This window comes from Paenibacillus sp. (genome assembly GCF_048976745.1).
GTDB lineage: Bacteria > Bacillota > Bacilli > Paenibacillales > Paenibacillaceae > Paenibacillus.
Map to the genome: position 1 here is coordinate 332,943 of NZ_JBHGUU010000004.1, position 25,226 is coordinate 358,168.

Here is a 25,226-nt window from a genome sequence, read left to right on the forward strand (position 1 = left end):
GGGATGATGAACAAACCGGAAATTGCTGATATTTATCCATTATCTCCAATGCAAGAAGCACTGCTGTTTCATTCGCTTTACGACCAGGGAGATGTATATTTCGAGCAAATGATTTTTACGATTGAAGGATTCATCGATGTCAAGGCATTGGAACGCTCCATGAACAAAGTTATCGAGAGATATGATACGCTGCGGACGATCTTTATTCACGACAAAATCAACAAGCCAAGACAAATCGTGTTGCGAAACAGAAAAGTTAAATTGGAATACATTCAATTGACCGAGCCTGATCCTATAGAGCAACGGAAGATGATCCGGCAGATAGCGGAAGAAGATCGCCAGCGGTCTTTTGATTTGTCCAAAGATATCCTGCTACGCTTGCAAATGATCCAAACCGGCCCGGCGGCATACACGCTGATCTGGAGCAATCATCATATTCTTATTGATGGATGGTGCCTGGGTATCCTTTTTCAGGAGTGGTTCTCCCTCTACAAACAGGAGATTCACGGAATACCTGTACAACTTGATCGTGTTATTCCCTATAAACGATATATTAAATGGTTGGGTGAACAGCAGGAATTCAAAGCCAAAACCTATTGGAAGAATTATCTCGCTGGTTATGAGATCGGAGCGGACTTCCCTGCGGAAATAGCTTCGGGTTCAGCGGAACCACCGTTCATTCAGGAGATTACGTTTAATTTGGGCAAGGTGCTGACAGATCAATTAATGGATGTTAGCCGTAAATATCAGGTCACGATGAGCAGTCTTTTTCAGACATTATGGGGAGTAGTTCTTCAATACTACAGCAATTCGGACGATGTGGTTTTTGGAACCGTAGTGTCTGGAAGGTCGGCTACCATACCGAATGTGGAGAAAATTGTAGGTTTGTTCATTAACGCTGTACCCGTAAGAATAACGTCGAAGCATGAGAAACAGTCATTTGCTCAATTACTGAAAGAGACACACCAAAATGCCATTTTGTCCGAGGAGTTTAGCTATCTGTCTCTCGCTGAAGTGCAGGCGGAAGCAGGTCAGAATGGTCAGCTTTTTAATCATATCATGGTGTATGAAAACTACCCGTCCAGTGCCAGCATGTTTGATACCAAACAGTTCGAACTGGGATTTGATATTACTTCCATTGAAGCCTATGAGCATACCAATTATGATCTGAACATTTCCATAGGTCCAGGTGAGGAGATTCGGGTCAAGATCAATTACAACCAGCAGGTATATTCGGATTCTTTTATCGAGCGATTGTTTGTACACCTGAAGCAAGCCTGTCTAATCATCGCGCGAGAACCCGAGATAAGTGTTTCAGATATTCGTATCCTGACCCCGGAAGAAAACAATATGTTGGCGAAAGGAAACGAGACCACAGCAGACTATCCGAGGGACCAGTCCATTTCAGAATTATTTATTCGACAGGTAGAGTTATATCCTGATCATCCAGCGATTCAATTAGCTTACCAGACGTGGACTTATGCAGAACTCCATGCTCTGGTTGAAGATTGGGCCAAAGCTATACAATGGCATGGCATAAGGCCAGGAGACAAGGTAGGTCTGGTTGCCCGGAAATCCATGGAGATGATCGCAGGCATGTTGGCTATTATTCGGGCTGGCGCTGCCTATATTCCACTTGACCCCACATTTCCAGCCGAAAGATTGACCCATATGCTTCACGATAGTGGTGCACGATCCCTGCTTCGTTTCACTGAATTAGAATTGCCTAACTATGAGGGACATATCATAACCATGGATATGTTGATGATGCATGAGCGTTCATTCAACACAAACAATCACCAAGAGATTGATTTCTTATCGGGTCCACGGGATGCCGCGTACATTATCTATACTTCAGGTTCAACTGGAAAACCTAAGGGTGTAGTTGCAACTCATCAAAATATCATCAAGACTGTGCGAAATAATGGTTATGTGGAACTGAACTCCAAAGATCGGATTCTGCAAATTTCGAATTATGCTTTTGATGGGGCTACCTTCGATATATACGGGGCATTGTTGAATGGCTCGACGCTTGTACTGACTACTGAAGAACAGATGCAGAATGTAGCTTCGCTTGCCGATATGTTCACCAAGGAAAAGATTACGGTCGCTTTTATGACAACTGCGCTATTTAACACGATGGTGGATTGGAACCCGAGCTGTTTCAGCAAGGTAAGACATCTCCTGTTTGGCGGTGAGAAAGCTTCCATCAGGCATCTGAACAAAGCATTTGCTGTCTTGGGACCAGAACGATTATTGCACATGTATGGGCCGACAGAAACGACGGTATATGCGACATATTATCCAATTACGCTGCCTGATCTCGTACCCATAGGCAAACCAATCCACAACACGACTGCTTATGTTATGAACTCCAAACGTAATCCAATGCCTATTGGTGTGACTGGAGAATTATACATTGGCGGTGAAGGGTTGGCCAGTTACCTGAATGCTCCAGAATTGATGATGGAACGCTTTGTGGATAACCCATATGCTCCGGATGAGAAAATGTATAAAACTGGGGATTTGGTTAAACGTCTGCCTGATGGAAATTTGGAGTTTGTAGACCGTAAGGATCATCAGGTCAAAATCAGGGGTCACCGCATTGAGCTGGGAGAGGTGCAGGAGAAGATGAGGGCTCTTTCCGGAGTGGAAGATGTTCTTGTTACAACATGGCGGGATGCGCAGGGAAGTTCCAACTTAAGTGCATATATCATCCCTGTTCATTATGCAGATGCTCATGGCGAGCAGAATCAGCAAATTCAGGATTGGAAGATGGCGTTGAAAGCCCGCTTACCAGAATATATGATTCCTGCTGAATTTCAGATTCTCCGTGAATTCCCACTTAATTCTAATGGTAAAATCGATCGGAAAAACCTTCCTATTCCAAAGGTGATGGGTCAAACCAAAGATCAGCCACTGTCTGGAGATACCGAACAGAAGCTGGCTCAGATCTGGGAAGATATATTGGGCATTAAACCAGGTGCCGGGGATCACTTTTTTGAACTTGGGGGGCACTCGTTAAAAGCTATGATGCTGGTAGCCAAAATACATAAGGAGATGGACGTAAAACTTTCCTTGCATGAAGTGTTCCGTGCAGCAGTACTGCGGGACATGTCTGTATGCATTGAAAATTCTCGCAAAAGTGTATATAAGGCTATTCCTGCCGCGGAAAGACAGGACTCGTACCCGGTATCCGCATCGCAGAAAAGAGTGTATATTGCACAGCAGCTTGCTCCCTTGGAAACCAGTTATAATATGCCAATGGTACTGGAGATTGAAGGTAAGCTTAACCGGGATAAGCTTGAGAAGGCCTTCATACAGCTTATACAACGGCACGAGGTTCTAAGAACGCGTTTCATCTGGTCTGGTGAACACTTGCGGCAACTTATTCTGGAGCCTGCGGGATTAAACTGGAAGCTATTCGACTATGAAATGCAAGAACAACAAGTGGAGGTGCATCTCGGCAAGGATGCTATTGATGATAAGAAAACGATGATTGCCTCACATCTTGAAACATTTGTACAGCCATTTGATCTTTCAAGCGGTCCGTTGATCCGTGCAGCCCTTGCTGAAGTAACATCCGATCGAAGTCTCTTGTTCATTGATATTCATCACATCGTATCTGATGGTGTATCCACCGGAATCATTTATAAAGAACTGACCCGATTATACGAGGGTGAAGAGTTGTCACCCGTAAACTTACACTATAAAGACTACTCGGTATACGAACAGAATGAGCGAACAAGTCAGAGATATGAGGATAATCGGAATTACTGGTGTGCTCAATTCGAAGGTGAACTCCCGAGTACAGAGATTGTACCTGATTATATCAGGCCTTCCGTTCGATCTTATGAGGGGCATTCGATCTCATTTCAACTTGAATCTGAGCTCACGGATCGCCTAAAAAGTCTTGCTGCTAAGCATAAAACCACACTATATGTTGTCTTGCTGGCAGCCTATAATATCATGTTATCCAAATATACCGGAGAAGAGGATATTGTGGTCGGTTCACCCACAGCCGGAAGATATCACGAAGATGTTCAGCCTATGGTAGGCATGTTCGTCAATACGCTGGCTCTGCGTAATCAGGTCCCAGGTGAACTCACAGTGGATGAATTCATAGGTCGGGTGAAGTCCAATTTTGTTGAGGCGCAAGAGCATGGAGAGTTCCCTCTGGAGGACCTGCTTGAGCATCTTCAACTGTCAAGGGATCTTAGCCGGCATCCGTTGTTCGATACCCTCTTTGTACTGCAAAATATGGATATTCACCCAATCCAACTGACGGGGACTACATTTACTGCAGCAGAGTGGGACTGGAATCATGCCAAATTTGATATGACATGGGGATGCCAAGAGGATCGCCATGGCTTGAACTGGACAGTGGAGTATGCTTCCTCCATCTATAAAAAGTCAACCATTCTGAAGATGGTTGATCACTTCAAAAACATACTTGTACAAATGGGTGGTGCCCGCTTCATGAGGCTGAAGGAAATCCATTTGTTAACGAACGATGAGCAATCCGCTATGCTTGCTTGCAATGAAACTCAGGCAGAATACCCACGTCAATCCAGTATTTCGTCAGCAATCGAGGAGCAGGCTGCCAGAACTCCTGATCAGATTGCGGTCATGGATAAATATCAGAGTTTGACATACAGGGAATTCAACGAAGTGACAGATCTGTTTGCACGCGTACTGATGGAAAAAGGAATGAAGCAAGGAGATGTTGCAGGTCTGTTGACAGATCGTTCTCTGGGAATGATCATAGCTATTTTTGGGATTCTCAAGACAGGTGCTATGTATATTCCTATTGATCCTTCCTTTCCCGAAGAACGCAAGCGTTTCATTATGGAAGACAGCAAGGCCAATTGGCTGATCTCAGCCAATGAATTAACTCTAGCTGGATGTACAACACATCATCTGTCACTTGATGCAATACTTCAAGAGGCAGCAAGGACGAAGCAACAGTTCGGAAATTGGAAGTTGCCAGCAATCCCGCCGGAAGCAACAGCGTATATGATGTATACTTCGGGCTCGACGGGTAAACCCAAAGGGGTTATGACCAGTCATCGAAATATTATGAAGACAGCCATTCACAATGGCTTCAGTGAACTATCCCCTGCCGATCGGGTACTTCAAGTATCGAATTATGCATTCGATGGCTCAACCTATGAGATTTTTGGGGCACTATTAAACGGTGCATCACTCATATTACTCGCCAAACATACTTTACTTGATGCTGCCGAACTGGCCAGAACGATGGATGAACAACGAATTACGTCGGCCTTTATGACGACGACATTGTTCAATACCATGGTTGACTATGACGTTACGTGCTTCAAGCATGTGAGGAAACTGTTCTTTGGTGGAGAGAATGCATCGATTAAACATGTACTGAAAGCACTGGATTACTTGGGCGAGCATCGTGTTGTGAATGCATACGGACCGACAGAAACGACTGTTTTTGCTGCGACATATTCGGTTGAAAACAGTTTGCATCAACATACTCGGGTTCCCATCGGACGTCCGATACACAATACACGACTATATGTGCTTAATCGGTGGAGCCAATTGCAGCCTATAGGGGTTCCCGGTGAACTGTACATCGGGGGGGAAGGTGTATCAAACGGATATCTGAACCAGCCCGGTTTGACGGAAGAACGCTTTGTCCCAGACCCATTTGTCCCTGGAGAAACGATATATCGGACAGGAGATTTAGTGGTTTGGAGAGAGGATGGCCAACTGGAGTACTTGGCAAGAATGGACAATCAGATCAAAATTCGGGGCAACCGGATAGAACTCGGTGAGATTGAAACCAGATTGAAAGAAATTCCCTCCGTGAATGAAGCCGTGTTAATTGCACGCAAAGAGGAGCGTGGCGAGGGTTCCCTCCTTTGCGCATATGTAGTGCCCGAAGATCTTGCTGCGAAGCAGATGGACAGCTCCGGTCTGGTTTCTAAGTGGAAGGATGAATTGAGACATTCACTTCCGGAATATATGATTCCTGCATTTATTCTTATTGTGGACACCATACCGATGACATCCAATGGTAAGGTGAATCATGCTGCTCTTCCCAAGCCTTCGGCTAAATGGAAAACGACGGAGGTCATACGCCCTGAGAACCCGTATGAAGAGCGGTTGCAGCATATCTGGTCCGAAGTTCTCGGGAAGGATTTTCCGGGCATGTTGGAATCATTTCTCGATCTTGGAGGACACTCGCTTAAAGCGATGACCATGGTAGCCAAAATACACCAGATGTTTGATGTAAAGCTAAACCTTCAGGATATCTTCAGCCATCCTACCATTCGGGAGCAGGCAATGCTTATCCAGGGGAACGACAAGCTTCACAGGCATGTCTCCCTCCCTACTGTGAATCAGGATACAAGTTATAATGTGACTTCTGCTCAGAGAAGATTATATATCATTCAGCAAAATGAAAATATGGGTACCAGTTATAATATGCCCATGGTATTACGAATCGAAGGTCATCTGAATATTGAACGACTCGAAAACGCTCTGCTTCAGTTGATTGAGCGCCATGAGTCCTTACGAACCTCTTTCTTGGTGGAAGAAGATGAGGTTAGGCAACAGGTACACGCGCTGGACGAACTGGACTGGAAACTTACTATGACAGAAGTAAATAATGGCACATCACAATACGGGTCTTTAGATCATGACGAGGCGTCATGGGTTACATCATGTATTTTTCCTTTTGATTTGTCAGCTCCAAGCTTGTTTAGAGCTTATGTCCGCAAGCAATCGGATACGCAGCATCTATTATTGATGGATGTTCACCATATCGTTTCGGATGGGATATCAACAGCGATTATGTACGACGAGTTATTCAGAATATATGAAGATGAAGAGCTGCCGCTTCTGCAAAAACAGTATAAAGATTACGCTGCCTATGAGCAGCTACAGCGATCAACGGAAGCCTACAGTGCTGCTCGTGATTATTGGCATCGACTGTATGAGGGAGAGCTGCCGATATTGGACTTCCCTCTGGAGAATGTGCGTCCACGAGTACAGCGATATGAAGGAGCGCAGCATACATTCCTGCTGGGTGACGTTCTTGCGAAGCGCCTGACCGATCTCGCGGTGAGCCAGGATACAACCTTGTATGTACTGCTGTTAGCCGCATATTACATTCTGCTATCCAAGTATAGCGGACAGGAAGATATCATTGTGGGTACACCAATCGCAGGCAGAGATCATGTCGAAACGGCTTCCATGGTGGGGATGTTTGTTAAAACGTTGCCTTTGCGCAGCGAAATCAAGCCGGAACTTACGGTTGCAGGGTACATGGCATCATTGAAGCAGCGTGTACTGGATTGCTCCAATCATGCGCTGTACCCACTTGAAGAGCTGCTGGATCATCTGCAAATGGTCAGGGAGCCGAGTCGCCATCCCCTGTTTGAAACGTTATTTGTACTACAGAACATGAACATGGCTCAATTAAAGGCGGATCAGCTAAATATTGATCAGATGGAGACAACAACAGGGCGATCTAAGTATGAGATGACTTGGGCTGGACATGAGTTGAAAGAAGACATCTCCATGACGATTGAATATAATACCGACTTGTTTTCCCATGCTAGGATCCAACAAGTGTCTTCCCATTATGCGCATATTCTTGAACAGATGGTCAACGATCCCAATCTGAGTCTCAACGATATTGAATTGTGTACATTGGAAGAAAGCCTGTACTTTGAGAAGATTGAAGGACGAGTTGTTGAATATCCAAGAGAAGAAACAATACCAGTGCGGTTTGAAAAACAAGTGAGACAGCACGGAGATCGTCCTGCGTTGATCATGGGCTCCCTGAGCATGACCTATAGTGAGCTGGGTATGAATGTTAAACGGATGGCTGAAACGTTAAAACAGGAAGGGGTTCGTCCGGGAGACAGAGTCGGATTGTTAACGGACCGTTCTATGGGAATGATCGTATCCATTCTCGGCATTCTAAAATCCGGAGCCACATACGTTCCACTTGATCCGGGCTTTCCACAAGAGCGCATGGCCTTCATGCTTGAAGATAGCCAGGCACAAATGCTCATTGCTGAACAAGGTCGAGCAGTTCACAGCTTTTCTGGGAAAACGATGGTGTTAAATGAACAGTGGTGGAGTGGACCTTTTAATGAGGAGTTCGAGTCGGATCAAAAATCCCAACCGGATCATGCAGCTTATGTGATGTATACATCGGGTTCAACCGGGAAACCAAAAGGAGTCGTAACCACACATCGTAACATACTAAAAACTAGTATCCGGAATGGGTTCATTGACATGATGCCTACGGATCGGGTGCTGCAGTTGTCCAACTATGCTTTTGACGGATCGACTTATGACATTTTCGGAGCTTTGCTGAATGGTTCCGCGCTTATCTTGATTTCCAGAGAGGACATGCTGCATATTACAGAACTGGCCCGTACATTGGATGAGCAGCAAATTACAACTGTCTTCATGACGACGGCTTTGTTTAATACGCTGGTAGATTACGACTTGAGTTGTCTGAGACATGTGCGAAGACTGTTTTTTGGTGGGGAGCCCGGTTCCAGAAAACATGTCCTGAAGGCACTGGATTATCTTGGTCCCCATCGCATCATTAATTGTTACGGCCCAACGGAAACGACTGTTTTTGCAACAACATTTTCTGTGGACGAGAGTATGCGGGACAGAAGCAATGTGCCTATAGGCTGCCCAGTTCACAATACACAGGTATATGTGCTTAATCCGTGGGGAAAGAGACAGCCTATTGGGGTACCCGGAGAACTCTACATCGGGGGAGAAGGACTGGCACTGGGTTATTTGAATCAACCAGCATTGACGGAAGAGCGATTTGGTAAGAATCCGCTGAAGTCAGGAACAAGACTCTATCGTACAGGAGATTTGGTAAAGTGGTTACCTGATGGAAACTTGGAATTCCTGGATCGTTTGGATCAGCAGGTCAAAATTCGTGGCAATCGAGTGGAGCTGACAGAGGTCGAAAGCAGGCTTCTTGTATTGCCGGAAGTTAAAGAGGCGATGGTAACATCTGGACGGGATGAGCAAGGTCATTCCTTTCTCGCGGCATATATCGTTCCTCATTCGACATCTGAGTCCAGGCTGGCGGGTATTATTCGGGAACAGTTGCTTCACGATCTTCCAGATTATATGGTGCCTTCAACATACACCTTGCTTGACTCTTTTCCGCTTACCAGTAATGGCAAAGTGGATAAGAGAATGCTTCCGAATCCACAACCCCTGTTAACCGAAAGTTATGTTGCACCAACCAATCCGCTCGAAGCTGAACTGGCCGAAATTTGGACCAATGTTCTGGGGTTATCAAGAGTGGGCATTCGCGACCATTTCTTTGAACTTGGAGGACATTCTCTCAAGGCTATGTCTCTTATTGCCCAGATCCATAAAGCTTTTGATGTAAAGTTGACGGTACAGGATGTGTTTACCTACACTTCCGTGTTGGATCAGTCCAAGGTTATTCAAAAAGCTAGAGGGACCCATCGTTATGCATCGCTGCAGCCTGTGACGGTTCAAGATACCTATCCTGCTTCGTCGGCACAGAAGAGACTATTTTTCCTTCAGCATATGGATCAGCAGAGTACCAGCTACAACATGCCAATGATATTTGAAATTGAAGGTGAACTCTCTGCTGAGCGACTCGAGGAAGCATTTATCTCCCTGATCCATAGACATGAATCTTTGCGTACGTCTTTTGAACTTGTTCAAGGGGATCTCAGACAGCGTATATGGCCTGCAGCAGACTTGGAGTGGAGGATGGAGCGTGCACTGGCTGAACCGAAGGAAACAGCTACAGCTGATCCAAAGACGTACGTTCATTCGTTCATTCGCCCCTTCGATCTGACGGATCACAAGTCGCTTATTCGTGCAGGCTTGTTAAGTACTTCAGCAAATAAGCATATTCTGGTTGTGGATACTCACCATATTGTTTCTGATGGTACATCGACCGGTATTATCTTCAGTGAACTCTTTCAGTTGTATGAACAACAAAAGTTTGAGCCGCTTCCTGTTCAGTACAAGGAATATGCTGTCTGGGAACAGGAACAGAAGAACGCGGAAAACTATCGAAGCAGTGGCGAATACTGGCTAAATCAATTCCAAGGTGAACTCTCGGTGCTGAATCTTCCTTATGACAATTCCTATGGCAGAACGGATAGAGCTACTGGGGCACGAGTAGAGATGCAGCTTGGAGCCGAGCTGACTGAACAGCTGCAGATGCAGGCAGAAGAGAATAAAACAACGTTGTATACGGTAATGATGGCGGGCTATTCCATCCTGTTGTCCAAATATGTCGGACAGGAGGATATCATCATCGGAGTACCTACAGCCGGACGGGAACATGCAGATACTGCATCCGTGGTTGGCATGTTCGTGAATACTTTGGCATTGAGATTGAGGCCCGAGGGAGAGATTGAAGTACAGAGATACATTCAACAGGTTCACACCCAGTTGCTGCAGGGCTACGAACATGGGATGTATGCTCTTGAGGAGTTAATTGAACAGCTGGCGTTGCCCAGAGAACTGAACCGCCATCCACTATTTGATACGATGTTTGTGTTGCAGAACATGGAGCATTCATCACCTGAAGCGAGTTCGATCTCCATACGTCAGATGCCTTTTGAATCGAGTGAGCCCAAGTTCGATATGACATGGGGAAGTGTTGAGCACGCTGGAGGCCTGAGCCTAACTGTTGAATATAATGAAAATCTGTTCTCTTCGGAAACGATTGAGCGCATGATGCATCATTATGAACATATTTTGCAGCAAATGGTGATTCGCCCTTATGAGCACATCATGAAGATTGAGATGTGTACTCCGGAGGAAAGGCTGCACCTGGCAAGTCTCGAAGGAGAGATCGTAGATTACCCGAGGGAAGAAACGATAACACAGAGGTTTGAAAAGCAAGTGCTGCAATATGGGGATCGTCCATCCGTTGTAATGGGTACGGAGGAGATAACCTATGGAGAGTTGGAGATAAGGGCCAATCAGCTTGCAGAGATACTAAGACTGAAGGGAATCGCCTCGGGTGGCGTGGTAGGATTACTGGCTAATCGCTCCATAGGCATGATTGTATCCATTATGGGGATTTTGAAGGTGGGGGCTGTATACGTACCGCTTGATCCGACTTTCCCGGAAGACAGGTTAGCCTACATGCTGAGAGATAGCCAAGCCCAACTATTGATAACTGAAGTTAATCTGGGCGTACCTGATTTTCAGGGTCAAACGGTATTGCTAGACGAACGCTTATGGGGTGAAATGGCCAAGGAAAAGGTTATATCTGACCGGGTTGAAAGGTGGAATGCTGATTCACCTGCCTATGTCATGTACACTTCTGGATCGACTGGTGCACCCAAAGGAGTCGTCACCACACATCGGAATATTATGAGAACAAGTGTGAATAATGGGTTCATGGATATGGGGCCGGAAGACCGGGTTTTGCAGCTGTCCAACTATGCGTTCGATGGATCAACCTATGAAATATTTGGCGCATTGCTTAATGGGGCTGTTCTGGTGCTGATTCCCAGGGAGGACGTTGTACACACAGCTGAACTTGCCAGAACACTGAAAGAAGAGCGGATTTCCTCTGCTTTTATGACGGCTGCACTGTTCAATACCCTTGTGGATTATGATGTGACCAGTCTGACACATGTTCGCAAACTGTTTTTTGGCGGGGAAGCAGCCTCCCGAAGTCATGTTCTTAAGGCTCTGGATTATCTGGGTCCACACCGATTGGCTAACGGATACGGACCTACAGAAACGACCGTTTTTGCTGCAACCTATAATGTGGATGAAACGCTGAGAGATAGACGGAATGTACCTATTGGGCGTCCAGTTCACAATACCAAAGTCTACGTGCTTAACCGTTGGGGACAAAGACAGCCGATTGGTGTTCCAGGGGAACTCTATGTTGGTGGAGATGGTCTGGCCTTGGGATATCTCAATCAGCCTGCGCAGACATCAGAACGATTCATTGAAAGTGTTATTACACCTGGAGAGATCATTTATCGCACGGGTGATTTGGTCAGATGGTTGCCTGATGGAAATCTGGAATATTTGGATCGTCTGGATCAGCAAGTCAAAATTCGTGGCAATCGCATTGAACTTCCCGAAATCGAGGATCACTTGATATCACTACCTGAAGTGAGGGAGGCTGTAGTTGTTCCCAAACGGGACAAACAAGGCCATTCCTATCTTGTGGCCTACGTTGTACTGCAATGGGAAGAACAGACTGCACAGGAACAACTGGCTCATATCAGGCAAGAGTTAAGTTCAATGCTTCCACAGCATATGATCCCGTCTAGATTTGAGTTTCTGAATAATCTGCCGCGTAACTCCAATGGAAAAATAGATCGAAGAGCCCTGCCAGAGCCAGTCAATCAACTGACGAGAGGCTATTGTGCCCCCCAAAATGCGCTTGAACAGGATTTGGCATTGATCTGGGCAGAGGTACTTGGCATTGAACGTGCAGGTACAGAGGATCATTTCTTTGAAAACGGTGGACATTCACTGAAAGCCATGATGTTAAATACTCTTATCCAAGAGCAACTTCATATCCGGATAGATCTGCAGGATGTATTTAAGTATCCAACGATAAAGTTGTTGGCCGCTTACATCCAGCAGCAAGGAGCAGCCCTTTATCATGATGAATATGAGTCTATTCAGCCTGCACTTGAACAGAGCACCTATCCTGCAACACCTTATCAAGCTTACGGTTACGAAGCAAGCCAGGACAATAATCATTGGAATATGCCAATGGCATTTCATATCAAGGGAAGACTTCAGGCGAAGCAGCTGGAGAATAGTTTTAGGGCTCTGATTGAACGCCATGAAGCTCTGCGTACCTCATTGCACAATGAGGGAGGACAAGTGGTTCAGCGTATTCACCAAAGGACTCCTTTTGACCTGATTCAAGAGAACGTTGAGTCAGAGTCAGATAGAATACGTATCATGGAATCTTTTATTCAACCGTTCAATGCAGCTCGGCCACCACTTCTTCGTGCGAAGCTTCTCCATATGGGAGAAGAGGATCATGTGCTTCTGATGGATATGCATCACGCCATATCGGATGGTACATCCGTAGGCATTCTGATGCACGAATTGATTCAGCTCTATCAGGGGATAACGCTTCCGCTTGTCCAGTTACAATATAAAGATTATGCTGTTTGGCAAAAGGACAGGCTTGATCGGGGAGGATATGCAGAATCCCAAATCTTCTGGAAGGAAGTACTCCGCGGCTACCAACCTTTTACGGTAAATAGCGAACGTGTAAGTGACAAGGGCCTCACTTCTTATGTGGGAGATCAGATAGTTGTGAAGCTACCTGCAAGCCATCTCGCACAACTTAGAGAAAAGCTCCATGATTCAAGCTTAACGGACTACGCTATTTTATTTTCGGTATATCTGCTTACGTTGCATCAGAAGACGGAGAGTACGGACCTGATTGTAGGAACGTATGCATTTGGCAGAAGAAGACCTGAATTGCAGGACACGGTTGGGTTGTTTATTAATTCAATTCCCTTGCGAAATATAATATCAACAGGTGATACGTATCACCAATATCTTCTTAAGCTCCAGGCTAACCAAATAGATGCATTTGATCATCAGGATTATCCATTTGAAAAAATGATGGAAGATGCAGGTTTCTCCTCTGCACCTGATGGGGATTTGCTGTTTGATACCATGTTTAACCTTAACAATTTTGCTCAGCGCTCTGTAGAAACTTCTGAAATTCAGATTACTCCATTTAAGTATGAATGGAAGTTCAGTGAGTATGAGATCTATGTTACAGCTCAAAAAGTTGGAGAACATTTCAGTATCCACTTTGACTATCGGGTGGCAAGTTTCACCCGGAAGGATATGGAACATTTTACTAATCAGTATCTGAGGTTATTCGACCATATTGTGGAGAAGCCTCATATTCTTATTGATCATCTGAATCAGATGAACCATTGGAAAGATTCTGTGATACACTAATATAAACCATTCATAGGAGGAGAAAAACATGAGCAAATTTTTCAAATTCGGAGTTGTAAGGGACGAGGAAGTCCCCGAAGAGATCAATGAATTGGTGGAAGAAACAGAGAAACTGCCTGAGACGATTAGACAGGAATTAAGCGACGCTTTCAAAGAAGAAGATGAAGATTAAAACAAATAATTGTTAATAATTTTAGTTTTCATAATGTACCCTCTTGCAAATCTCAGGAAAATATGAGATATGTAAGAGGGTACATACATAAAGTGCATTGACGGAAAAATTTGGGTGTGATACTATTAGACTGAATGGTCAGTCTTTTGATGGAGGGGTCTTCAATCGAAGTCAAACGGAGAAAAGATGTTGCTCAGATCAAGAAAGATATCGCTCGTAACACCAAAGAGTTATTTGCACAAAAGGGATATAGTGCAACCTCTATGGAGGACATATGTACAATTAACAATCGAAGTAAAGGCAGTATATATTATCATTTCAAAAGTAAGGAAGAACTCTTCATGTATCTCATCAAACTCAATAACGAAGAGTGGATGGATTCATGGCTGGAAAAGGAACATCAGTATGAGACGTCCGTAGATAAATTGTATGGTCTTGCAGATCATTATGTTGACGATTTGGCGAATCCGCTCAATCATTCAATTAACGAGTTTGTCTCAGGTCAGGTGGTCAGTCAAGAGATGCTGGATGAGATGCTTTCCCTGATCCGAATTCCTTATATGACTTATGAGCGAATCATCTCGAAAGGGATTGAGGATGGCGAATTGAAACCTGAAGATCCACAAGACTTAATGCACATTATTAACGGTCTTTTTAACGGATTAAGCACACTTTATTATGAGAAGGATCTGACTGATATCAGACGACTCTACAAAAAAGGTATTGCCAGCATGCTAGTGGGCATCCAACAACTTCAACAATGAAAAGCTGATGTATAATCAGTTTTTCTTTTGAAAATTAATAAACCGGACAGTCGGTTTAAAGGGAGATGGAGAATGAGCACATTGTTCAGGAACAAAGCTTTTCTTATCGTTACGGGGTCTGATCTACTGCAAAATCTGGCTATATGGATACGGAATATGGCGATTCTCTATTATGTGATGGATCAAACCCAGGGCAACCCCATAGCGGTCTCGCTTATAACGGTCCTTGAGTACGCTCCGATTTTTGTTTTCTCCATCATTGGGGGTGCACTTGCTGATCGCTGGAATCCCAAACGTACAATGATATTGGGCGATATGCTCAGTGCATTATCCATTATCATGATTATTGCCGTCTTGTCTTCTGGTTATTGGCAGATTTTATATGTCGCCACTTTTGTATCCTCTATCGTTAGTCAGTTTTCACAGCCATCATCCGTGAAGATTGTGAAGCGAAATGTAGAAGAAGAGCATGTGCAGTCAGCAATTGCCATTACACAGAGTGGTCAATCTCTTTTCTTAATTCTCGGGCCTATCGTCGGAACTTTCATATATACCGTTATGGGGATTCAAACTTCGATGTATGCATTACTGATTCTGTTCATGACCTCCGCTATTCTTCTTACTTTTTTGCCGAAGGATTCCGTTCAGCGAGAAACGGACACCTCATTATTGGCGGATATCAAGGAGGGGTGGCAATATGTCGGGCAATCCCGTTCATTAAAAATGCTTAGTTTGGTATTCGTCTGTGTGGGACTCTCTTCAGGTCTTATCAGCCCACTTGAAATATTTCTGATCACCGAACGTTTGGGACTTGAGCAGACGTCATTACAGTTCCTGTCTGGTATATCTGGATTAGGTCTGTTAATCGGTGGGGGAATCGCTGCTGCTTTGAGTGGCAAGTTGAATCAAACGTTGACTTTAATGGTAGGGGTGCTGTGTCTGGCTGTAACCACGATGGGTGAAGTATTATCCAGTTGGTTCTGGCTGACTCTTGTGATAAGCTTCCTAAGCTCCATCAGTCTGGCTTTTATCAACGTCATTATCTCGACGTACTTAGTTACCCGGATTGATGAGCACTTGATTGGGAGAGTCAATGGTACCATTACACCATTATTTATGGGGGCCATGCTTATTGGATCTTCCATGGCAGGTGTACTCATGAATAACACATCCTTATTTATCGTCTATATCATCTCAGTTACCGTGATGATCTTGAGCATCCTTCCAGGTATGAGAATTCAATTTCGCAATGAGCAGACTGCTCCCGTGAACACATTGAATCCGGAAGTTGCTCATCAGGCAGTAGACTAGGAAATTGGAGGAAGTTCATGAATTGCATACATCTCATCTGCTTTCCTTATGCTGGGGGTTCATCCATGGTGTATTATCGCTGGCGTAATTACCTCCCTTCTCATATTCAGTTACATCTGGTTGAATTGTCCGGAAGAGGTCGAAGAATGAACGAACCTCTGTACACATCCATGGAACAGGCTGTGGAGGATGCCTATTTATCTATTCCATCCCACTTGTTCGAGGAGAAGATTGTTCTATTTGGATATAGTATGGGAAGCCTTATTGCTTATGAACTGGCTCATTACATCAAGGATAAACAGGGCAGAGATCCAGCGCATCTTTTTGTGGCTGCGAGAAAGGCTCCACATATAACCAATCATAAAAAAGCGATACATGCATTGCCTCACGATAAGTTTATACAGGAAATGCTTCAACTTGGCGGCATGTCACCAGAAGTATTCGAGAATAAAGAATTAGCGGAGATCTTCGTTCCCTTGCTCAGATCAGATCTGCAGATCGTTGAGAGCTACCAGTGGGCAGCGTCGAGAGCGCCGTTAAATACTGATATTACTGTTCTTGCGGGGGCTGATGACCTGATTCCCATGGAACACATGCATGCATGGAACCAAGTAACGAAAGGGAGTTGTACGCTAAGTGTCTATCCGGGGGACCACTTCTTTATTCATCAGCAATATAATCGGATCACGGAGCAGATCGCCCGTGTACTGAGCGAGTATCATGCATGACGAGAGCGTAAGCTTATCTGTTTAGTAAGGTGAAGTATTTTGCACCATAACTCAATCTCTATAAATAACAAAAAGCATGATCAAGTAGGGTCCCTATAACGTGAGTCTTTGACTATGGGGACTCCTACTTGTTTATTTAGAAAAGGAATGTATATGAGCATTTTGCATAAATCCAAAGAGTGACTTTTAATCAGCAAGATATAGATCGAAATGGTTCTATTCGTCTATAACTTCTAACCGGGAGCAAGTGGAATCGAATTATGCAAAATGCTGATATAAAAAGAGTAGCGGGATTAACCGCTACTCTGGTGTTAGATCTTAACTTATTGAAAAAGGACGGCGTACTCACCGTATCCTTCTTTTTGCAAGTCTTCTTTGGGTATAAAACGAAGTGCCGCAGAGTTGATGCAATAACGCATGCCACCTGCTTCGGCAGGACCATCGTTGAACAGGTGACCCAGGTGGGAATCACCCTCACGACTTCTCACTTCGGTACGAATCATGAAGTGGCTGAGATCGGTTTTTTCCTTGACGTTGTGGTCACGCAATGGACGTGTGAAGCTTGGCCAGCCGCAACCGGAATCGTATTTGTCAGTAGAACTGAACAATGGCTCGCCGGATACGATATCCACATAGATCCCGTCACCGTGGTGATCCCAGAATTCGTTATGGAATGCAGGCTCGGTCGCGCTGTTCTGCGTAACTTCATATTGAAGCGGCGTCAGACGCTCTTTCAGCCCGTCTTTGTCCACATTGCCAGACCAGTTGCGTTCGATGAAGTCTACGCGTCCAGAACCTTTGCTGTACCGTTTGTAGTGGGCAGGGTTCTTCCGGTGATAATTCTGGTGATGTTCCTCCGCTTCATAGAACGGTTTGGCTGGCAAAATCGGAGTGAAGATTGGTTTGTCAAAACGTCCGCTTTGTCCCAGCTCCGCTTTGGAAGCTTCCGCAAGCTGGCGCTGCTCTTCGCTATGATAGAAGATGGCCGTCTGATAGGAAGATCCGCGGTCATGGAATTGTCCGCCTGTATCCGTAGGATCAATCTGCTGCCAGAACAGTTCAACCAGTTTCTTATAAGGGAAGATGGCAGGGTCGAACGTAATTTGCACAGCCTCTACATGTCCCGTTGTCTCCGAGCAGACCTCTTCATATGTTGGATTCTCGGTATGTCCTCCTGTATAACCCGATACGATCTTGTGAATACCGGGCAGTTCTTCAAAGGGGGATACCATACACCAGAAGCATCCGCCTGCAAAAGTTGCTAACTCATGTGAATGTTTTTCCATGCTATAGTCACTCCATTTCTGATGAAGATTTAGTGCTCGTATTTGAGCTCCAGCAATCTACCATTTTATTAAAACTGGTTACCACAAGCATTGGGCTTGTTCTTCTATTATATCCTGAATTGGCAAGCCAACCAAGCGGGATTGAAAACAAAGCGGATCTGAATGGCTTGCGAATCCCATATTCAGGCTTTATTGCGTGACCGAAAGCGAAAGAAAAGCAATACGATAGTCATGACCACCAGATATCCCGCAAGGATGCCCAGGCTCAGCCAGATTGAGGTTTCAGCCTGTGCACCTGCATAGGCAAAAACAAAAATTGCGGGCATTTTGCCAATTGCTGTGGCGACCACGAAGATCCAGAATGGCGTATACGTTATACCTGCGTAGATATTAACGGCCATCTGAGGCACAACCGGCAACAGGCGCATCGACATGACACCCATGAACGGATGGGCTTCCATCCATGTGGTAAAACGGTTCAGACCCTTAATGCGTTCGAGGTACGATCTCGCCTGATGTCTGAAAATGGTCCTTGCTCCGCCATAGACAAGCATGGCAGCAAGTGTTGTGCCAAGCCAGCATATCCAGGCTGCTGTGGTCGTACCGTAACTGTAACCAAAGGCGATAATAACAAACTTATAAGGAATCACTGGCACAAGAGCAAACAATGTTGCCATGGCGAGTAACAGTGGGATGGACTGATGGAGATCGGTCCAGGCCAGCAGTTCATATCTGTAAATAAACGTGACTCCTGCAAGTAAAACATATAACAGAAGCCATAACCATTTTCGCAAAATCCCAAACGCTCCTTTCAGATCAGGCAGGTCTGGTCGTGTCCCGATCTGTACTGCTGTTCCTCATAAGTTTACCACGTTCGCCCATGGTCTGAACAATTCGTGCGAAGTCTGCTGCAATCACTGGCAAGTTGCTGTCCGAAGGGTTACACTATAGGACGTGGAAATATAGAACCGAACTGAAGGTGGAATGATCATCATGGAAACATCCCAACGTAAACGAATTGCAATTATCGGCCTCGGCGATATTGCACGTAAAGTATATTTGCCGCTGTTAACAGCTCATCCGAACGTGGAGATTGTAGGCATAATGAACCGATCTCCGGAGCCGGTCAAAGTCGCTCAGGAGGCGTATCGATTAGAAAGGGGAACAACGGATCTGAAAGAACTGTTGTCCTGGGACTTGGATGCGGTGTTTGTACATACAGCAACGGAAGCGCACTTTGACATTGTCATGCATTGTTTGGAACAGGGATTAGCCGTGTACGTAGACAAGCCGTTATCCTATACGCTTCGGGAGTCGGAAGAGATGACGGCTTTTGCGGAGGCACAAGGTCTGTTGCTGGCAGTGGGCTTCAACCGCAGATTCGCACCGATGTACCAAAAAGCGAAAGAATGGATGCAGGGTGGAAAAGGCTTCGACTCTCTGACAGTGACCAAACATCGTACAGGCATTCAGGATCGTCCTGCGGCAGAAACCATCTATGATGATCTCATCCATATGCTGGATCTGATGTTGTGGTATTCGGATCATAATGTGGAGTTGCTACATCAATGGATTCGGAAGAATGATCTGGACAGACTGCTGCATGCAACAGGAACGGCCAAGTTGGGCAGGACAGCCTACGGTCGATTCGATATGGTGCGTGAAGCTGGAGCAGATCTGGAGAAGATTGAATTGCACGGTGGTGGACGTTCTGTTGAAGTGGTGAATATGGACACGATCAGCTACATGGAACAGGGGAGTCTGGAAACCAAAGAAACGTTCGGGAGCTGGGACACCGTGTTAGCACGCAGAGGTTTTAGCGGAGCAGTTGACAATTTCCTGGCTTGTCTGGACTCGCCTGATGATTGCCTAATCAGTGCAAGTCATGTTATGGACAGTCATGAACTGGCTGAACAATTGATTCGCAAATAGTTGCAGAATACACATACGGAGGAATACAAGTCATGGATGAATATGAAAAGGAACGTAATAAACAGATCGAGGAAGCTGTTATTGAAACCTATAAGCAGGAAGAAGAGATGATGATCCTCGTATTTGCCCAGTGGTGTGTCAATAATGGTTTGGACCCGGAAGAGATGTACCGGCTAGCCTACCCGAATCAGCAGAGCAACGAGCGTTTGCAGCAGGTGCAGAAGCTGATTGTATCCAAGGAGGAAGCCGGTGAGATCCCGGATGATACGGTACTTGGCGTATTGTCCATGTTTGGCAATGAAGATCTGGCGATGGTTGTATCCGATGCCATAGCCGCGCGCAAATAAGTTCAACTTACGTATACTAGTATGATTACATCTGTTCCCGGTGAATGACGCGGAATTCCTTCGGGGACATGCCGAACCGGGAACGGAATACCCGATGAAAATAGGTATAGTTATTAAAGCCAGAAGACTCAGACACTTGCTCCAGGGTCATTGGACTGAAAATAATCCGTTCCCTGGCCATATTCAGCCGGACGTCAAGCGTGTATTGCATGATGCTTTTACCAAACGCTTCTTTAAAGAGATGAACACCCCGTGAGACACTGATGCCAATATGTGTTGCCACATCATCCAGCTTGAATAAAGAGGAAGCGTTTTCTTCAATGTAGTTCTTAATCTCATAAGCCACATAATTAGTGTTGGTTATCGTGGGATGCTCCGCGAGCAGACGATCCACTTCAAGACATAAAATCCGCATATAATAACTTGAGATTTCCGGATAAGGATTGGAGATGCGGCGCTGCTCCAGTACGAGCTGTCGAAACAGGACCAGGAGGCTTTCCGTCAGTTCAACTTTGATCCGGGTCGGCCGTTTGTGACGCTTCCACCACTCATCCACCCAGGAGCCATTAAAGAAGATGTGATAGTCGCCACTCTCCACCAGTCGTTCTCCCATCGGATTGGTTTCATTGTCTATTCTCAGCTCATAGGGCTCGTCAGGATCAAAAAGAAGCAGATCGCCCGCATCCACCAGGGACATGTCCCCTTCAATGCGTGCACGGCAACGTCCGTCTGTTTGCAGTCTTAACAGGTAGTTCTTCACCCCTTCAGGCTGTACCATAGCGTAGGGTTTACGATGAAATGAGAAGCCTGCTGTAAGAACTTGGCAGGAAGAATCTATAGGCATGGGCATACTCCTTGCAATTTGAAAATTATGACCAGATAGTTCATGTTTCGATCATATTATTCATTTTAATTGAACCTGAAAGGGAATACCATAGTATTAGATTTAAGGAACAGGAAACATCCAACTTAACTTATGTATCTCAACCATTCACACGCAGATTTTCACCATGCGTAAGGAGATGAACGTCACAGTGGAGAAAATGAAAGCAGGCATCATCGGGTGTGGTAACATCAGCGCCATCTACTTGGAAAATCTCAAAAACAACCCAGTCATTGAAGTGGTGGCTGTTGCGGATCTGATTCGTGAACGCGCTCAGGAACGGGCAGATGAATTTAATATCGCAAACGTTTACAATGTAGATGAGTTGCTGCAAAATAACGAAATTGAACTTGTGCTGAATCTTACGGTTCCTGGTAGTCATGCCATGACCGATCTGGCTGCACTCGAAGCAGGCAAACATGTGTATGCCGAGAAGCCGCTGGCAATTTCGCTTGAGGATGGTCGCAAGGTTGTTGAGCTGGCTGAGGAAAAGGGATTGTATGTGGGTTCTGCACCGGACACCTTCCTTGGTTCTGGCATACAGACAGCTCGTAAAGCCATTGAGGATGGGCTGATTGGCAAGCCAATTGCTGCGACTTCGTTCTTCATGGGTGGAGGACCAGAAGCTTGGCATCCTAATCCGGAGTTCTTTTATGTCGCAGGTGGTGGACCGATGTTTGATATGGGACCTTACTACCTGACCGCTCTGATTACGCTGCTTGGACCGATACGCAGAATCAGCGCCTCGGCAGGCATACAGATTGCAGATCGCAGAATTGGCTCCGGACCCAAGGAAGGTACAGCGCTGCAAGTAGAGACGCCTACCCATTTGGCAGGAACCATTGATTTCGCAGAAGGTGCCATTGCAACGATGATTACCAGTTTTGACATTCGCGGAGCTTCGGATCTGCCACGTATTGAAATCTACGGTACAGAGGGTACGCTGAGTGTACCTGACCCCAATTATTTTAACGGGGAAGTGAAGGTGCGCAGATACGGTCAAGACACTTGGGAGACGATCCAACCCGTCTTCGAAAGTGGACAAAACGAACGAGGCATCGGCGTAACCGAAATGGTCGAATCCATTCGTGCCGGACGCGAACACAAAGCCAGTGGCAAGCTTGCTTATCACGTACTGGAAGCCATGCATTCATTCCAGCGTTCTTCACTTGAAGGCAAGCACATACATCTGGAGAGCAGCTATGACGCTTTTGCAGTAACTCGCACAGTTCAGTCTGAGATTGAAACCGTGGAATCGCACTAGTACGAGTAACAATTCTCAATGCTTGTACTCTTTCGGGTGATGAAGAATAACCAGTATTCTTACGATCAATTTCAGGATAGAAACACTCTCGATTTTCCACACTAATCAAACAGGCATGTGATCTGAACGGTAATTGTATTAGTTCAATATTCATGAATTCAGCAATCATACGATATCTATTCCAGGGAGGAATCGCACTTGAAACTCGGCGTGTTTTTGGTACTATTCGGAGGACGTAAATTGGAGGATGCTCTTGATTATGTAGCATCCAAGGGATTAAAAGCGGTAGAGATCGGAACAGGCGGACATCCAGGCAATGCACACTGTAAGCCAGATGAGTTGTTAAGCAATCCTACAGCACTGAAAAACTTCAAAAATGCAGTGGAATCACGCGGTTTGACGATTAGTGCACTGAGCTGTCACGGTAACCCGCTTCATCCGCAAAAGGATATTGCCAAAGGATTTCACGATGATTTTGTCAAAACGGTAGAACTGGCTGAGAAACTGGAAGTGCCTGTAGTGAATACATTCTCCGGTTGTCCGGGAGACCATGAGGATGCCAAATATCCGAACTGGCCAGTTGCACCTTGGCCGAATGATTTCCAGGAGATCCTGAAGTGGCAATGGGAGAACAAAGTTATCCCGTATTGGACAGAGTGGGGTAAATTTGCAGCAGATCGTAACGTAAAAGTTGGATTGGAGCTGCACGGTGGATTCTCTGTTCATACACCAGCAACTTTGTTGAGACTGCGTGAAGCAGCAGGTGAAGTGATTGGAGCCAATCTGGATCCAAGTCACATGTGGTGGCAAGGTATTGATCCGGTTCAGGCCATTCACATCTTGGGACGTGAAGGAGCCATCCATCACTTCCATGCAAAAGATACAACGATTGATCCGGTAAACGTGAACAAACACGGTGTAACGGATATGCAGGACTATACCAATATGTTGGATCGGGCTTGGCAGTTCCGCTCGGTCGGTTATGGACATGATAACAAGACTTGGGCAGACATTATTAGTGCCTTGCGTCTGGTCGGATATGATTATGTAGTAAGTATTGAACACGAAGACGGTCTGATGTCGGTTGAAGAAGGATTCTCTAAAGCCGTGCAAAATCTCCAGCAAGTATTGATTGAAGAACCGCTGGGCGATATGTGGTGGGTTTAGAGCTACACTAGGGGGAAATTGAATATGATCAACGTCACCATTTGGAATGAATTTGTCCATGAGAAAATTCACGATGAAGTAAGGGAAGTCTACCCGGATGGTCTGCATCGAGCACTGGCTGACGGACTTGGCGGCGAAGGCTTTGCTATTCGTACAGCTACACTGGATCAGCCTGAACACGGATTAAGTGATGAAGTGCTGAATTCCACGGATGTGCTTATATGGTGGGGACATATGGCACATGATCGCGTAAGCGATGAGATCTCACAGAAGGTCGCGCAGCGAGTGCTGAACGGAATGGGAATGATTGTGCTCCATTCAGGTCACTTCTCCAAACCATTCAAAGCACTGATGGGAACCAGTTGCGATCTGAAATGGCGTGTAGCTGACGAGCAGGAAATTGTATGGTGTGTTAACCCGTCTCATCCGATTGCAGATGGCATTGAAGGCAAGATTATATTGGAAAAAGAAGAGATGTACGGTGAGTTCTTCGATATTCCAGTACCGGATGAACTGGTGTTTGTGAGCAACTTCCAGGGTGGAGAAGTATTCCGGAGTGGATGCACGTTCCGGCGTGGTGAAGGTAAAATCTTTTATTTCCGACCGGGTCATGAGACGTATCCGACCTATTACAAACCGGAAATATTGAGAGTAATCAGTAACGCAGTGAAATGGGCATATCCTGCCCGCAGCTTTAAGCCGGAATTTGGCAAGAGCGAACCTGTAAGACCATTTGGTGGCGTGCTGGTTTAATTCACTAACTCAATCGTGAAATGGAAATTATAAGTTATATTCAATAAGAACCCTTCTCCGAGTCAATGATGACTGTGGCAGTTGGGTTCTTTTTGGGTAAGATAGTACTATGGTGATGTTATACGATATTTCCCATGGTTACGACGCAGCGTGTAATGTATACTGGGATGTATGATCCATTTTGGATGTTATGCTTCTAAAATTTAAACTTTTTAGTTGCAGACGTTTTCTTTGAAGCTTAAATATGTTATTATGAAATATACTAACAAAATGTAAGTTGATTTGAGTGATCTCTAAAGAGGTGATTAATGTGGAAGGTCAAGACTTGCGGATGTGTCCGCGTTTTGAGACGGCGTTTTCTTTTTTGGGCAAGCGCTGGAATGGTTTAATTATTCAAACGTTGATGAGTGGTTCGAAGCGATTCAAGGATATCTCCAATCTGATCCCATCCATGAGTGATAAGATGTTATCCGAACGGATGAAAGATCTGGAGAGTGAAGGTATTCTGGTTCGTCACGTCTATCCCGAGACGCCGGTTCGTATTGAATATGAACTGACGGATAAAGGTAGAGCGCTCCAGCCTGTCATGAATCAAATTCAAGATTGGGCTGAGAAGTGGGTTGACTAACG

General features: G+C 45.3%; 14 protein-coding genes. 11 read left to right on the forward strand and 3 right to left on the reverse strand.

What is annotated here, in order from left to right:
* Positions 1-3: 3 nt before the first annotated feature.
* The 5 genes from ACE3K2_RS02375 to ACE3K2_RS02395 all read left to right on the forward strand — a co-directional run bounded on the left by ACE3K2_RS02375 (position 4) and on the right by ACE3K2_RS02395 (position 16,964).
* On the forward strand, positions 4-13,989 hold the full coding sequence (locus ACE3K2_RS02375) for an amino acid adenylation domain-containing protein (RefSeq protein WP_421886256.1): 13,986 nt from the start codon (positions 4-6) through the stop codon (positions 13,987-13,989).
* 28 nt (positions 13,990-14,017) lie between these two features.
* On the forward strand, positions 14,018-14,161 hold the full coding sequence (locus ACE3K2_RS02380; RefSeq protein ID WP_421886259.1) for a hypothetical protein: 144 nt from the start codon (positions 14,018-14,020) through the stop codon (positions 14,159-14,161).
* 149 nt (positions 14,162-14,310) lie between these two features.
* Positions 14,311-14,925, forward strand: coding sequence for a TetR/AcrR family transcriptional regulator (locus ACE3K2_RS02385; protein WP_100527643.1), 615 nt, complete (start codon positions 14,311-14,313; stop codon positions 14,923-14,925).
* 72 nt (positions 14,926-14,997) lie between these two features.
* Positions 14,998-16,236 carry an MFS transporter gene (locus ACE3K2_RS02390; protein WP_421886263.1) on the forward strand — a complete coding sequence of 413 codons (1,239 nt, stop codon included), beginning with the start codon at positions 14,998-15,000 and terminating at the stop codon, positions 16,234-16,236.
* Positions 16,237-16,253: 17 nt separating this feature from the next.
* Positions 16,254-16,964 carry a thioesterase II family protein gene (locus tag ACE3K2_RS02395; RefSeq protein WP_100527165.1) on the forward strand — a complete coding sequence of 237 codons (711 nt, stop codon included), beginning with the start codon at positions 16,254-16,256 and terminating at the stop codon, positions 16,962-16,964.
* A gap of 323 nt (positions 16,965-17,287) precedes the next feature.
* On the opposite strand, the gene msrA is transcribed toward ACE3K2_RS02395, so the two are convergent.
* Entirely contained in the window at positions 17,288-18,250 is a 963-nt protein-coding gene (gene msrA, locus ACE3K2_RS02400) for a peptide-methionine (S)-S-oxide reductase MsrA (RefSeq protein WP_421886266.1), read from the reverse strand.
* 182 nt (positions 18,251-18,432) lie between these two features.
* The gene (locus ACE3K2_RS02405) at positions 18,433-19,044 is read right to left on the reverse strand and encodes a TVP38/TMEM64 family protein (RefSeq protein WP_421886269.1); all 612 of its coding nucleotides are present in this window, start codon (positions 19,042-19,044) and stop codon (positions 18,433-18,435) included.
* 199 nt (positions 19,045-19,243) lie between these two features.
* On the opposite strand from ACE3K2_RS02405, the gene ACE3K2_RS02410 reads away from it, so the two are divergent.
* The gene (locus ACE3K2_RS02410) at positions 19,244-20,182 is read left to right on the forward strand and encodes a Gfo/Idh/MocA family protein (protein WP_421886272.1); all 939 of its coding nucleotides are present in this window, start codon (positions 19,244-19,246) and stop codon (positions 20,180-20,182) included.
* A 32-nt stretch (positions 20,183-20,214) separates the two neighbouring features.
* Positions 20,215-20,529: a hypothetical protein gene (locus ACE3K2_RS02415; protein WP_421886275.1), complete on the forward strand. Its 315-nt coding sequence runs from the start codon at positions 20,215-20,217 to the stop codon at positions 20,527-20,529.
* 25 nt (positions 20,530-20,554) lie between these two features.
* On the opposite strand, the gene ACE3K2_RS02420 is transcribed toward ACE3K2_RS02415, so the two are convergent.
* Positions 20,555-21,373: an AraC family transcriptional regulator gene (locus tag ACE3K2_RS02420; protein WP_421886278.1), complete on the reverse strand. Its 819-nt coding sequence runs from the start codon at positions 21,371-21,373 to the stop codon at positions 20,555-20,557.
* A 190-nt stretch (positions 21,374-21,563) separates the two neighbouring features.
* Between ACE3K2_RS02420 and ACE3K2_RS02425 the strand changes: the two genes are divergently transcribed.
* The 4 genes from ACE3K2_RS02425 to ACE3K2_RS02440 all read left to right on the forward strand — a co-directional run bounded on the left by ACE3K2_RS02425 (position 21,564) and on the right by ACE3K2_RS02440 (position 25,224).
* A complete protein-coding gene (locus tag ACE3K2_RS02425; RefSeq protein ID WP_421886281.1) occupies positions 21,564-22,676 on the forward strand; it encodes a Gfo/Idh/MocA family protein in 1,113 nt (370 codons plus the stop codon).
* A 198-nt stretch (positions 22,677-22,874) separates the two neighbouring features.
* A complete protein-coding gene (locus ACE3K2_RS02430) occupies positions 22,875-23,843 on the forward strand; it encodes a sugar phosphate isomerase/epimerase family protein (RefSeq protein ID WP_091028762.1) in 969 nt (322 codons plus the stop codon).
* Positions 23,844-23,867: 24 nt separating this feature from the next.
* Complete coding sequence (locus ACE3K2_RS02435; protein WP_421886284.1) at positions 23,868-24,596, forward strand: ThuA domain-containing protein; 729 nt, start codon at positions 23,868-23,870, stop codon at positions 24,594-24,596.
* Positions 24,597-24,927: 331 nt separating this feature from the next.
* Positions 24,928-25,224 (forward strand): winged helix-turn-helix transcriptional regulator, encoded by a 297-nt coding sequence (locus ACE3K2_RS02440; RefSeq protein ID WP_076333333.1) that lies wholly within the window; start codon positions 24,928-24,930, stop codon positions 25,222-25,224.
* The last annotated feature ends 2 nt before the right edge of the window (positions 25,225-25,226 follow it).

What these genes read in the sequence shown, in the direction of transcription:
- ACE3K2_RS02435 (WP_421886284.1), top strand. Translation starts at nt 23,868, where the DNA reads ATGATCAACGTCACCATTTGGAATGAATTTGTCCATGAGAAAATTCAC.
- ACE3K2_RS02375 (WP_421886256.1), top strand. Translation starts at nt 4, where the DNA reads ATGATGAACAAACCGGAAATTGCTGATATTTATCCATTATCTCCAATG.
- ACE3K2_RS02420 (WP_421886278.1), bottom strand. Translation starts at nt 21,373, where the DNA reads ATGCCTATAGATTCTTCCTGCCAAGTTCTTACAGCAGGCTTCTCATTT.
- ACE3K2_RS02390 (WP_421886263.1), top strand. Translation starts at nt 14,998, where the DNA reads ATGAGCACATTGTTCAGGAACAAAGCTTTTCTTATCGTTACGGGGTCT.
- ACE3K2_RS02410 (WP_421886272.1), top strand. Translation starts at nt 19,244, where the DNA reads ATGGAAACATCCCAACGTAAACGAATTGCAATTATCGGCCTCGGCGAT.
- ACE3K2_RS02395 (WP_100527165.1), top strand. Translation starts at nt 16,254, where the DNA reads ATGAATTGCATACATCTCATCTGCTTTCCTTATGCTGGGGGTTCATCC.
- ACE3K2_RS02415 (WP_421886275.1), top strand. Translation starts at nt 20,215, where the DNA reads ATGGATGAATATGAAAAGGAACGTAATAAACAGATCGAGGAAGCTGTT.
- ACE3K2_RS02440 (WP_076333333.1), top strand. Translation starts at nt 24,928, where the DNA reads ATGTGTCCGCGTTTTGAGACGGCGTTTTCTTTTTTGGGCAAGCGCTGG.
- ACE3K2_RS02380 (WP_421886259.1), top strand. Translation starts at nt 14,018, where the DNA reads ATGAGCAAATTTTTCAAATTCGGAGTTGTAAGGGACGAGGAAGTCCCC.
- msrA (WP_421886266.1), bottom strand. Translation starts at nt 18,250, where the DNA reads ATGGAAAAACATTCACATGAGTTAGCAACTTTTGCAGGCGGATGCTTC.
- ACE3K2_RS02385 (WP_100527643.1), top strand. Translation starts at nt 14,311, where the DNA reads ATGGAGGGGTCTTCAATCGAAGTCAAACGGAGAAAAGATGTTGCTCAG.